The sequence below is a fragment of the Zobellia alginiliquefaciens genome (genome assembly GCF_029323795.1).
In the GTDB taxonomy this organism is placed as follows: Bacteria; Bacteroidota; Bacteroidia; order Flavobacteriales; family Flavobacteriaceae; genus Zobellia; species Zobellia alginiliquefaciens.
The window spans coordinates 2,742,831-2,755,651 of sequence record NZ_CP119758.1; the positions used below are offsets into that span (position 1 = coordinate 2,742,831).

At 39.2% G+C, this 12,821-nt stretch carries 11 protein-coding genes; 5 read left to right on the forward strand and 6 right to left on the reverse strand.

Annotated elements, in window-relative coordinates:
• Positions 1 to 97 precede the first annotated feature (97 nt).
• A complete protein-coding gene (locus P0077_RS11555) occupies positions 98 to 364 on the reverse strand; it encodes a LytTR family DNA-binding domain-containing protein (RefSeq protein ID WP_276165404.1) in 267 nt (88 codons plus the stop codon).
• 55 nt (positions 365 to 419) lie between these two features.
• On the opposite strand from P0077_RS11555, the gene P0077_RS11560 reads away from it, so the two are divergent.
• Positions 420 to 1,430: an efflux RND transporter periplasmic adaptor subunit gene (locus tag P0077_RS11560; protein WP_276165405.1), complete on the forward strand. Its 1,011-nt coding sequence runs from the start codon at positions 420 to 422 to the stop codon at positions 1,428 to 1,430.
• 83 nt (positions 1,431 to 1,513) lie between these two features.
• On the opposite strand, the gene P0077_RS11565 is transcribed toward P0077_RS11560, so the two are convergent.
• The 5 genes from P0077_RS11565 to P0077_RS11585 form a co-directional block, all read right to left on the reverse strand.
• On the reverse strand, positions 1,514 to 2,059 hold the full coding sequence (locus P0077_RS11565; protein ID WP_276165406.1) for a fasciclin domain-containing protein: 546 nt from the start codon (positions 2,057 to 2,059) through the stop codon (positions 1,514 to 1,516).
• A gap of 181 nt (positions 2,060 to 2,240) precedes the next feature.
• Positions 2,241 to 2,840 carry a DUF4136 domain-containing protein gene (locus tag P0077_RS11570; RefSeq protein ID WP_276165407.1) on the reverse strand — a complete coding sequence of 200 codons (600 nt, stop codon included), beginning with the start codon at positions 2,838 to 2,840 and terminating at the stop codon, positions 2,241 to 2,243.
• 210 nt (positions 2,841 to 3,050) lie between these two features.
• Entirely contained in the window at positions 3,051 to 3,677 is a 627-nt protein-coding gene (locus tag P0077_RS11575) for a hypothetical protein (protein WP_276165408.1), read from the reverse strand.
• Positions 3,678 to 3,713: 36 nt separating this feature from the next.
• Complete coding sequence (locus P0077_RS11580) at positions 3,714 to 4,145, reverse strand: hypothetical protein (RefSeq protein ID WP_276165409.1); 432 nt, start codon at positions 4,143 to 4,145, stop codon at positions 3,714 to 3,716.
• 301 nt (positions 4,146 to 4,446) lie between these two features.
• Positions 4,447 to 5,313, reverse strand: a complete 867-nt coding sequence (locus P0077_RS11585; protein WP_276165410.1) for a diacylglycerol/lipid kinase family protein — start codon at positions 5,311 to 5,313, stop codon at positions 4,447 to 4,449.
• Positions 5,314 to 5,375: 62 nt separating this feature from the next.
• Between P0077_RS11585 and P0077_RS11590 the strand changes: the two genes are divergently transcribed.
• The 4 genes from P0077_RS11590 to P0077_RS11605 all read left to right on the forward strand — a co-directional run bounded on the left by P0077_RS11590 (position 5,376) and on the right by P0077_RS11605 (position 12,686).
• On the forward strand, positions 5,376 to 6,353 hold the full coding sequence (locus P0077_RS11590; RefSeq protein ID WP_276165411.1) for an App1 family protein phosphatidate phosphatase: 978 nt from the start codon (positions 5,376 to 5,378) through the stop codon (positions 6,351 to 6,353).
• A gap of 554 nt (positions 6,354 to 6,907) precedes the next feature.
• A complete protein-coding gene (locus tag P0077_RS11595) occupies positions 6,908 to 8,317 on the forward strand; it encodes a TolC family protein (RefSeq protein WP_276165412.1) in 1,410 nt (469 codons plus the stop codon).
• Between the two features lie 13 nt (positions 8,318 to 8,330).
• Entirely contained in the window at positions 8,331 to 9,536 is a 1,206-nt protein-coding gene (locus tag P0077_RS11600; RefSeq protein WP_276165413.1) for an efflux RND transporter periplasmic adaptor subunit, read from the forward strand.
• 18 nt (positions 9,537 to 9,554) lie between these two features.
• Positions 9,555 to 12,686, forward strand: a complete 3,132-nt coding sequence (locus P0077_RS11605) for an efflux RND transporter permease subunit (protein WP_276165414.1) — start codon at positions 9,555 to 9,557, stop codon at positions 12,684 to 12,686.
• The last annotated feature ends 135 nt before the right edge of the window (positions 12,687 to 12,821 follow it).

The following is a 12,821-nucleotide window of genomic DNA, read 5'->3' on the forward strand; positions in this document are numbered from 1 at the left end:
TCCAGTAATTCCCTTTGGTAAGTGATGCCTATAGGCATTGTAGATGGTTTAATAACAATGCTATCTTTCTCTAGTTTCTTTACTTTGTCAATTGCTATTATAAAAGATTTTGCACACGAGTGAACAAATTAGATGGCAATTTCCTTTCTAGTTCGGAGGTAGTCGTTGTCGCAACGTAAATCCGTTTCATAGTATATACCTTAACATAGTTTCCGTAACTCTGTAAAAAGAGAATTTCAGAAAGTGCAACATCTATATAATCGCTGCCTATTTTAAGGTTAATATACTTGGGTAAATGTATTTCCCTATTAGTTGGTTCATTATGAACAGACTTAAAACTGGATAGTGCTTTTAAAATTAGCATAGTAACCGTGTTATTGGCAACGTATAGCTGCAAAAATGAAGATAAGAATGAACAGGTGAAAACTACGCCAATACAAGCTAAAGTAGAAACCTTTAGCTTACAGAAAGAAGTGTTGACCACTAGTATTGATATTCCTGCAGAACTATCTGCATTTACCTATGTAGATTTGTACGCCAAAGTAAGCAGTTATGTAAAAGAACTGAAAGTGGATATTGGCAGTGAAGTAAAAAAAGGACAGCTTTTAATTGCATTGGAAGCGCCAGAAATTACTTCGCAATTACTGGCTGCCGAAGCACAATTGCACGCTTCCGAAGCAGTATATATGGCAACCAAAAACACCTATGACCGTTTGTCGGAAACCAGTAAAATTGAAGGAACGGTTTCTAAAAATCAGATAGACTTAGCCTTATCGGCCAAAAACTCGGATTATGCCAGACTACAAGCAGCAAAGGCTAATTACAAGGAGTATCAGGTAATGCAAAGCTATTTGCAAATTAGATCTCCTTTCGAGGGAATTGTAACCTCCAGAAATGTAAACATTGGTGCCTATGTAGGTCCGTCAGGAAAAGGTTCTGAAACTCCTTTGTTGACCGTCCAAGATGACAAAAAATTGCGTTTGGCAGTTTCTGTGCCCGAAAACTATGCAGGGTTTGTTACGATTGGCGATGAAGTAAGTTTTAGAGTGAATTCAATTCCAGGTAAAACTTTTAAGGCTCCAGTAGCCAGAATGGCGGGGGCATTCGACAAAAAACTACGTTCTGAACGTGTGGAAATAGATATCGAAAACAATCCACTATTAAAACCAGGTATGGTTGCCGAAGTTACATTGAGTTTACAGACTAAAGATAGTTTGTACGTTGTTCCAAAATCTTCTGTAATGACCTATAGTGAAGGTACTTTTGTTATAAAATCAGTGGATGGGAAAGCGCACAAAGTACCTGTCAACAAACGTAGGGAAACCAAAGATAAGGTAGAGGTTTCTAGTGATGAACTCAATGATAATGACCAATTATTAAAAGTTGCCAGTGAAGAGATAAAGGAAGATATGGTCTTGGGTACTCCGTAAAGCGATGATTGACCGAAGTAAAAAACCATGGAGATTACTCCCCATGGTTTGTTGAAAATTTATAAAGATTCGTTCGGTAACGACTATCTATTTGTAATAGATCGTTCTGAATCTATGACGCTGTTTACAACATGGATCACTCCATTTGAAGCTTCAATATTGGGCTTAACTATTTTTGCGCCACCAATATAAACATTGTCATAAGAGTCTTTGGATAGAATTACTTCATTATCCCCTCCAACACTCATAACTTGCCTATCTTCAAACTCATTACTCATATACTTGTTTGGCAAGATATGAGATTTTACGAACGTCACCAGCTCAGATTTATTTTTAGGGTTGGTCAATTTAGAAAACTCCTTAATTGACATATCCCTAAATGCATCATTGGTAGGCGCAAAAAGTGTATGGCCTTCATCCGTTGCTTTCATTGAATTTCCTAGGCCGGACAACATCGCTAAATTGGCAAAAGTGGATAGTTCCTTGTCCATTATGAGCAAATCTATAGTCTCATATGTTTCTGAATTTTCTACTTCGCTTAATATTGCGTCCGATTGTGCAATACCGGAAAATCCGCATAAAATGGTTGTGATAGCTATGGTCACAAAATTGGTAAAAGTCTTTTTCATGATAAAAATGTTTAAAAGTTTATAAATGATTTATACAGTAGGTTGAAGGGGAGAGTAATCCAAAACTTGTACGAATGTTCAAGTGTAATGGACTAAAATTTCAGTTTCATCTCTCAGGTGTTGTCGTTAAGCATGTTATGTTCATTACGGTAATATACTGCCGCCCGTTTCACCTTTTCTGTTAGTTGTTCGCAACCGTTGGGTACTTATCGAACACATCATCAACATATGCTGCAACTTTTGCGGTTACATCTTGTTGATAGATTTCAAAATCATCGGCAGTTCCCGTCCAAACGATATTCTTGCTTTCGCGATCCACTAAATTTATTACGAGTCCCGCATCAATATATCGATCTACAACCTTATCGTAATCTACAATGTTGTTATAGGTGTTGTAACGATAATAATAGTAGTTATTATAATATGGACTTATAGGATACGAAGACGCATATGGATAAAAAGCATAATCCGGGTCCATATAGGTTTCGGTTTCTTTGTCATAATTTGTTTTTAAAAGAACCAATAAATCGGGATTTTCTCGGTCTACCGTATAGCCTGCACGGGTCATGTTTTTATTTACGGCTTCGACAATTTCACTTCCTACATCCGCAGATTGAGTTATGCCTTGAGGTGCTTCAATTCCTGTGTTCGGCAGATAGGCGTAAGTCTCATAATTCTTTAAATTCTTTTGTGTTTTTGTAGTTGCCGCAATTTTAGGCCCACAGCTCCAAAAGAATACTAGTGTGCAAATAAGGATTATATTGTATGTAGTTTTTTTCATATCAGATTATTTTCAATGATTATTAATTCCCCCAATTTAAGCGACGATTGCGACTTTTATTGATTCAAAAAATTACGTTTTTGACAGTAAAGATGAATAGGATAGACACCAGTAAATGTTTTAGGAATAATCACAGTAACAATGGTTTAACGGATCTGATACGTAACTCGTTCGAAAGGTCTAAGGTTTTGTGCCTTGGTATTTTTTGGTTTATTCAGAAGTAATTTGAGTCTTGTTCACAAAGTAGTCCAATAATTTCTTCCACTGATATTTTTGAAAACCGGCCCATCCGCCTTTAGCGAGAATCGTGTTGATCAATTTTCGGTTGCCCGCTTCGTCGCCTTCATTATTTATACCTTCGTTCTTTCCTATTTCATGGGCATAAATACTATTACCTTTACGCTCTACCTGAAATGTGCTTGTGGCTTCTTTTATAAAAAAGTGTTCAATTTCTTCGTCCTGCTCCCATTTCTCAACAGGGCTCTCACTAGGGCTTACCGTAAACTGAGCCATGTCTTTCTTTTCCGTAACCTCTGTGACAATTACCCAATTCTCAGGAAAAGGACCAGGTAAATTAATTTTTATGTAATCGTTCACTTCGGGCTTTGGGGACTGTTTTTTATCTCCTGCAGAAGTATACATCTGAAAATGTGAAGTAATGCACGGTAAGTTGGACCATAAGTTCACATTATAAAGCTTTTCTTTGGCGGCTTGAAAAAGCTCATTGACAAGTGATTCATCATTCATATGAATGTGACTTGTATAGGTTTTATCCTTCAGCTCTTCTTGCTTACGATTAGCGTTGTTTTCTTTATTTGATTGATTAGAGGGTGTCATAGTTAGATGTTTAAAAGTTTAATATTTGGTTGGATGCTATTTTCGGTGCCATTTTTTAGAAAACCACCATACGCTTGCCTGTAGATACCCCGTGGCGAAGAGAATTGGCATGAGATGTTTTGCCGTTCTTATAAATGTAAGCCTGTTTGAAGCATAGGATTGGGGGAGTTCTATATTGTTTAAAAGTGTGGCATTGTAATGTATAAAAAAGCCAAAGGCTACGATCAAATAAGAGTAGTTCATGAAAAAATAAAGGTTGTTCTTCTCCGTCCATTTGTAATAGACGGCTATGGAAACTGTTAATATCCAGACACTCCAAATACTTATAAGGTAGTTTACAAGACCTCGTTCTAGTTCTTCCCAATTACCTGTGTCAACCGCGGTTCCCAAATCTATGAGGATGAAAATAGGGATGCCTAAAAGCAGAACAAACACAAGGGATAAAATAGATTCTTTTCTTGAGAACATAATTATAAGTTTTAGGTGTTTTATTAATCCCAATGCGGAAGGGCTTGAAAAAAGGAGACCGCTTATGTTTTTTTCTAATAATAATCCTTATTACCCAATTTTTGGGTTCTTTGGTATAGGTGGAATCTTAATTAATAGTAACCGCCAAAGAACCTTAGATTGGGTAGCCTAAAATTAAGCGACTGAACAAAAGGGCTTTAACGGGTTTGATAAACTTTTTAACGGAAAGAGATGAAATAAAGGTGGTAGATCGTGTTCTTGTATGAATAATTCAAAATTTCGGTTGTGTGAAGCTAGAAAACTATGAACCTATAGCTATTTGAATGGCTTGGTGTTCTATTTTAATAGTAACCTGTTTTGTTTTTCCGTAGTGCTCGCCGTCTATTTGAAAATCAAGGGGCTTTTTCATTTTAACCGTAGCTTTTGTTGTAGGTATGATATTAGCAAAATCGGAACCTAGCGAATGTTCACCTTGTAAGGTTTTGATTATTTCCAGTACATCAAATTTCTTGAAAATGATAAGTTCAAATTTTCCGTCATCTATGTTTCCGTTAGGGTTTATAACAGCGCCTGTTCCGTATTTTCTGCTATTGGCAAAAGCTACCATTATAGCATCTACCTGCAGCTGTTCTTGATTTACTTCTATTTCGAAAGTATATGGAGCTTCAGTCTGTAGTAAAGTGGGTATACTTTTTATAAAATACCCGAAATGTCCCCTAACTCTACTTTCACTGTAATTGGCAATTAGTTCAGCGTTAATTCCAATATCACTCATATGAAGACCAATCTCCCCATTAATATTCAGAGCATCTACATAACTGGATTTGGAACCAAAAGCTATTGGCAAGGCCTCATCTATATTCATTGGAAGTTTTAAATCTGTCGCTAGGCCATTAGCGGAACCAGCAGGCAAAATGCCTACAAGAATGTTGTTGTCTAGACAGACTTCAGTAGTTAGTTTAATAGTGCCATCTCCTCCTAAGACCACAATACGGTCAGGCTGTGTTTTTTTTATTTTAGAACGGAGTTCGGACCTATCATCTTTCCCCGTGGTACGGTATAAAGAAAAATCGGATTTTGGGCCTAGATAGTCGCGCACCTTTTGAATTAAGGGCTCCTTGTCTCGATTTCCTGAAACCGGATTGACTATTAATAAAACTTTTTCCATGCCAAGTTTCGTGAATATATTGAAATTACTACTTTTAAAAATAATGATAAGCGTTCTAAAAAATGACTTTATTTCTTGAAACATACCGAGGTTATGCAAATGAGCAAGAAATAATTTTTTTCGGGCATATGTACGCTAGTCGTTCTCGGATTAATTATGAATTGAACGGTAGGCGAGTGAGACACGCTTTTGCCGTATTAAGAATGTTTACCATTAGGCCTATAGCGAACTGTGAAGTACAGTTGGAGTTTAACGGCAAAAGGGTAAATACCAAAACCCTTGCTGATGGGTATTTTAGGTTTTCAATTCCCTATTCGGAAACTTTAAAGTCGGGCTGGCACAAAGTGGTTGTTCGTGCTGAACATGAAGGTCAAAAGATGTGTTCTAACGGAGAATTTATAAAACCCTTTCCCGGAGAGTACGGGCTCATTTCGGATATAGACGATACATTTCTGATATCTCATTCAGGTAACTTTTTTAAAAAATTATATGTTCTGCTTACGCAAAATATTTACAGACGAAATACCTTCGATAAGGTAGTAGAACATTACCGTTTACTGAGCCATGTGGGTAGAATAGCGGATAGCGGCTCAAACGCATTTTTTTATGTGTCTAGCAGCGAATGGAACCTATACAAATTTATAAACCGTTTTACTGAGATAAATGATTTTCCGAAGGCGGTTATAAAACTTAAGAAAATAAAGAAAGGTCTAGCCGATTTCCTAAGCAGCGGGAGAGGTGATCACAATCATAAATTCCAAAAAATTAAAGACATCCTGGAATTTTATCCGGAACTGAAATTTATCTTGTTGGGTGATGATAGCCAGAAGGACCCCTTTATTTATGAAAGGATAGTAAAACTTTTTCCTCAAAGGGTATTGGTCGTATATATGCGGCAAATCAGCGCAAAACCCAAAAAAGGAGTCGAACAGGTTCTCAAGAATATTTCGGATATGGGTACGGAGACCTTTTATTTTAGCGAAAGCGCTGCAGCTATTGAACACACAAAATCACTTGGGTTGGTTGCAGCACATCAATAGTCGTTTCGTAAAAATTACTGAGTTGTCTGCAGGCAAATAATTCTGTTCAGGTTAGCAAAACAATGGCTGTTATTGCGAGCCCAATGATAATGAGTATTAGTAAGTTTTGCCTTTTATATTTACCGTCGTAGCCCATAGTTATTTTTCCGTAAAATTCTGTATAAAAACGAAATTGCTATGACTTTATGCCATCTATTCTTGCACTTTTTACTACTTGGCTTTTTTCAATTTCGGACTTGTTGGTTGTTGCCCCATGATCATATGAGTTAATGCGCTCATCATTAGCGTTAACTATTTATATGATTAATGTTGAAATTACAGGAAACATCAATTTAATATCCTGAGAAATCTCAAAAACGATAAGATTGATAAATGCGGTAAGTAGATGCTATTATATCTGCGTGATAGGAAATATTTCTATATAAGGTCGTGTACCTTCCTTAAAAAACCAAGTGAACATTAAGTTTTCCTTATGAAAAAATTAGTATAAAAAATTTATCTTTTATCGTGTGTAAACGGATGATATTCAAACTGGTAAATCTAACCTTGACCTCTTGAAAATTAAAAATCACTTCAACCCTAAAAAATTCAAAAGTATATTATGGTATGCCTGTGGTGTGTCTTTGATATTGCTAGGGTGTTCACCACGGTTTTCGAACGTTTCTCTTCCTATTGAAGAAACAAAAGAATTTTCGTATAAAGGCGAAGGTGTTCTAGAAGATAAATGGTGGACGGTGTTTGAGGATGAACGTCTCAATTCTATTATTGATAGTGCCATGTCCAATAATTTTGATCTGTCTGCAACATGGCAGCAGTTTTTGGCGGCAAAATCGGTCATATCTAGAGAGGCGTCTAACAAATGGCCACAAGTGGAAGCCTCGGCACAGACCGCCGAAAATTTTCCGGTGAATGATTTTACCGGTGGTGAAAATACACAGTTAGGTCTATCGGCTTCTTATGAATTAGATGTGTGGGGCCGAATAAACACAGCGGTACAAGCTGAAAAATTCAGGGCCGAGGCTAGTCTTTTTGATTACCGAGCGGCATCAATCTCTCTTTCCGCGCTAATTGCCGATACATGGTACCAATTACTAGCTGCAAAAAAACAATTGAGGATAACAGAAAATCAAATTGCTACTAATGAGAATATAATTAAACTAATTAGATCACGCTTTGTAGGCGGGCAAATCCGGGCCGTAGACATTTTAAGACAAGCTCAATTACTAGAAAGTACAAAAGAACAGCGTATTATTTCCCGTACGAATGTTGGTCTGTTGGAAAATCAGTTGGCCGTCCTTTTAGGAAATCAACCGCAAGAGAATATAGAATTTGACGAGTTGGATTTTCCCGATTTACCGGAGCTTCCTCAAACAGGGCTACCATTAGAATTGGTTCGGCGTAGACCGGATATACAACAATCGTATGCACTGTTACTTGCGGCAGACCGTGATATGGCCTCCGCGGTGAGAAATAAATACCCTAGAATTTCAGTGAATACACAGGGGCAGTTACGGTCTAATAATTTTGCGGATCTTTTTGATAATTGGGCCTATTCCATAGCAGGAAACTTATTGGCTCCTCTGTTTTATGGAGGGCAGTTATCAGCGGAAGTAGATAGAACGGAGGCAGTTAAACAACAGAGGTTATATCAATACGGTCAAACTACCTTAGAGGCTTTTCAGGAAGTAGAAGATGGGCTCTTGCAAGATATAATGCAAGAACAAAGAACAGAGCATATTGGTCGCCAGTTAGAGCTTGCGGAGAAAAGTAACAAACAATTGCGGGTAGAATTTTTGAATGGGTTCAGTCCGTATTTGGATGTACTTATAGGTTTGGACCAAGAACAACAGCTTCGTCGAGATTTTGTTGATGCGCAATTACGCCAGATACAAGTTCGTATCGGACTTTATAGGGCACTTGCCGGAGGTTTTGAAACCGAAAGAACAATTGAGAATGGAAAATAAGAAATAGGAACCAATGAACAACAAAAAAATACTTTGGATTTGCTTGGCCATTCTTGGTGTTGGTATTGTTATGACCATACTTATATTTTCTACGGAACCAGAGGCCAAACAGGAAGGGGCAAGTGTTGAAACTGCCATGCTGGTAGACGTAATTTCCGTAAAGAAGGGTACGTTTCAACCTGTAATTGTAGCAACGGGAACGGTGCAACCTGTAGAAGATGTCAATTTGAGTCCGCTAGTTTCTGGACAGGTTATTCGTAGAGACCCCGCTTTTACCCCAGGTGGATTTGTCAAAAAGAATCAAGTATTATTACAGATAGACCCAGCTGATTATCGTAATACTCTTGAACTTAGAAAAAGTGAGTTTATGCAATCCCAAACGACATTGGATACGGAGATGGGACGCCAACAGATTGCAGAACAGGACTTGAAGCTCATTTCGGATGACTCGCTTTTTGGCAACAATCCGCTTTCAGAAGAAGAGCGGCAACTCGTACTCCGAAAACCACAGCTCAACGCGGTGAAGGCGAACATAAGTGCCGCTAAGGCCGCTGTAGACCAAGCGCAATTGGATTTGGAACGAACCACTATACGGGCCCCTTTTGATGCTCACATTTTGAGCCAAAACGTAACAAAGGGAGCCTTGGTTGCCCAAGGGGATAATCTGGGCCGTATAGTAGGTGTTGACCACTATTGGGTCTTGGCGACGGTACCGATTGCCAAGTTGCAATGGTTGAGTTTTCCTAATGGCAATTCCGAGAAAGGTGCATCTGTACGGATTGAAAATTCATCCGCTTGGGCCAATGATGCTTTTCGCGAAGGGTATCTGGATAAGCAGATAGGTGCATTGGATGATCAGACACGCTTGGCTAGGGTGCTTGTTAAGGTTGCAGACCCCTTGGCAACCAAAAAAGAATTAAAAGGTAAACCGAAATTAATGATCGGGACTTTTGTAGAAGTTAAAATCCAAGCAGATTCCGTTACTGACGTTGTTCGGGTCAACAGAGACCATATTCGTAATAATGAGACCGTGTGGGTCATGAAAGAGAAAAAATTAGAGATCAGAAAAGTAACTATTGACTTGACCGATGATACGCATGCCTATATTAGCGAAGGTCTTGAAGATGATGAAAAAGTGGTGGTAACTGATCTGAGTACGGTAAGTAATGGTATTGAGTTACGAACGTCGGATGACGCATCTGAAACAGAAATGGAGTGATAGAATAGATTGGGGGAGATGGAAGACAAAGACAAAGGAAAGATTAGAAAAGAAGGCGCCATTGCTTATATGTCCAGAAATTCCATTGCGACCAATTTGTTGATGTTGGTGCTGCTTGTTGGAGGTCTGTTTACCATGTACACAATTCAGAAAGAAGTATTTCCTGAGTTTCAGTTGGATTTTGTAGAGGTGTCAGTGGCTTATCCTGGCGCATCTCCCGAAGAGGTGGAGCAAGGGGTGCTACAGCCTGTAGAGGAAGCCGTACGAGGTGTACAGGGAATTAAGGAAGTCGTTTCCGAAGCTAGTGAAGGGTCTGCCGAAATTAGCATTGAACTTGTTGCTGGCTCTGAAAGAATGAGGGTCTTTCAGGATATTGACCAAGCCATTAATCGTATTCGAACATTTCCCGATGATATTGAAAGGCCTGAGGTAAGACTGCAATCCCGGCAACGAGATGTTTTACAGATCGGTTTGTATGGGGCAGCAGATGTCTGGACCCTTAGGGAACTTGCTGAACGCCTAAGGACAATCCTCTTAAATAATCCGGAAATAACACAGGTAGAATTGGGCAATGTGCCCGATTATGAGACTCGAGTTGAAATTCCAAGACAGACTTTGCAAAAGTATAATTTGACTTTGGGCCAAGTTGCCGATATTATTCGGCAGAGCAGTAATGATGTACCTGCAGGAGCTATACAAACTCAAAGTGGAGAGATCTTGCTTCGGATGCAAGAGCGCAAACAATGGGCAAAAGAATACGGTAATATCACGATTGTTTCTTCTGAAGAAGGAGCAAAATTGTCCCTTGATGATATAGCGACCATTACGGATGGTTTTGAAGAAGTTGGTTTTCATGGGCAATTCAACCAACAAAACTATGTAGAGCTACGTATTTTTAGAATAGGCGACCAATCTCCTTTGAAAATAGCTGAGGTCACCCAGAATATTTTAAAAGACTTTCAATTGCCACCTGGCATTAACTATCGTACGGATAGCAATCGCGCAGCAGATTATCGTGAGCGTTTATCCCTATTGACGGAAAATGGAGTTCTGGCCATTGTTATAGTACTGCTTATATTGACACTTTTCTTAGAGTATCGTCTGGCTTTTTGGGTGATGATGGGTATGACGGTATCATTTATTGGCGGAATGATTTTATTGCCCTTGATCGGTATCAGTGTGAACATGATTTCAATGTTCGGTTTTTTGGTGGTACTCGGTATTGTAGTGGATGATGCCATTGTGGTAGGTGAAAATGTTTATGAATATCGGCAGAAAGGGCTAAGCCCAATGAAAGCTGCCATTGCGGGAGCCAAAGATGTTTCATTACCGGTAACTTTTAGTATCGTAACCACCATCATTGCCTTCGTTCCCTTATTGTTTATGCCCGGGGAAACGGGTAAATTCTGGCAACCTCTACCTGCTGTGGTTATCGTAATTCTAAGTGTTTCGCTTCTTGAGGCGCTTTTTATTCTACCTTCTCATTTAGGTCACCTCAAACAAAAAGCAAGCAAAAACAAATGGGTGCTAAAGCTAGAGCAATGGCAGCATGCTTTCGCCAAGGGTTTTGACCGGTTGATTGAAAAACGATACCGTCCATTTCTTGATGCCTGTCTTAAATACAGATACATCACGTTAAGTGCTGCAGTGGCACTTTTGTTAGTGGTTGGTGGGTATGGATTTAGTGGTCATATGGGCATGATCATGATGCCCGAGGTAGCGGCTGATGAAATTGAGGCTGGGGTTCGCTTGCCTGTTGGCACTACACCTGATCAAGCGGCAAAAGTTGCCCATGCTATTTCAGAATCTACACAGCGTATGTTTGAAGAGCATGATCTTTATGAAGTGGCGGAGGGAATTAAAACCAATGTACGCGGACAAAATTTTATTGATGTGGAGATTGTAATGTTACCACCGGATCAACGGGATATTACTGCCGCGGAAGTCATTGCATTATGGCGGGACAATATTGGTGATATTGAAGGAGTGGACCAGATTACATTTGAAGCGGAGCGTGGCCCTGGAGGTGCACGGCAAGATATTAGTATCGATTTAAGCCATTCCGATATTGGCGTTCTAGAACGTGCAAGTAGCGCTTTCGTAGAAAGAATGCAGGCTTTTTCAAATACGCGTGATGTTACCGACAACTATAACAAAGGTAAAATGCAATATGATTTTAAGCTGCTGCCACAGGGGAGAAATTTAGGCCTCACCTCTGATGAAGTAGGGCGGCAGGTACGCGATGCTTTTTTTGGTGCTTTGGCAATGCGTCAGTTGCGAGGTATGAACGAAATTGAAGTGCGTGTAAAACTGCCGTTGGAAGAGCGAAAGGATATTAAAAACCTAGAAAAATTTCTGGTACGAACTCCAAATGGCCTTGAAGTTCCATTAATGGATGTGGTGGAAATTAAGGAAAAGGAAGCGTTTACCAGTATTAACCGAAGAGATGGCCGTAGGGTTGTTAATGTGGGTATGGATGTAGAACCTGCCAATACCGTTGGTCGTGTCATTGCTACGGTAAATGAAGAAACCTTGCCTCAATTAAGAGCTGATTTTCCCGGAATAACTTGGACTTTTGAAGGAAGCCAAGCAGACATGAGAGAAAGCACGAACACATTAAAGGCCGGATTTTCCATAGCTATGCTTTTAATTTATGTACTACTTGCAATAGCCTTCAGTAGCTACTTGCAACCATTGATAGTTATGACCGCTATTCCGTTCGGAATCGTAGGGGCGGTAATAGGTCATATACTATTGGGTTATGATTTGTCATTGGTAAGTTTAATGGGGGTAATAGCCTTGTCGGGTGTTGTTGTAAACGATTCACTTATCATGATAGATTATGCCAATAAACGCAGAGATGAAGGTGAAGCCATTTATCATTCTATCCATGAAGCCGGTTTGAGAAGGTTTCGCCCTATTATTTTAACTACCATGACCACTTTTGGAGGTCTGGCACCAATCATTTTAGAAACGTCCAGCCAAGCATTTCATCTAATCCCCATGGCCATATCCTTGGGCTTCGGTATAGTATTCGCCACAACTATAATCTTGGTCATTGTACCTTGCCTGTATCTTATTTTAGAAGATTTACGCCTATTGGTTTTAAAGGGGCGTACGGTACAACAGGTAAATGTTTCAGATAATTAGAAAACATAAAAGGAGGCTTTGGCCCTCAAATTCGTCTTAAAAATAAAGTCTTACCATTTAAGAAAGTCCAAACAATTTGCTTTTAATCTCACGGCCATCTTCAAGTTCGTGAATTGATTTTGTGATAGCATCAAT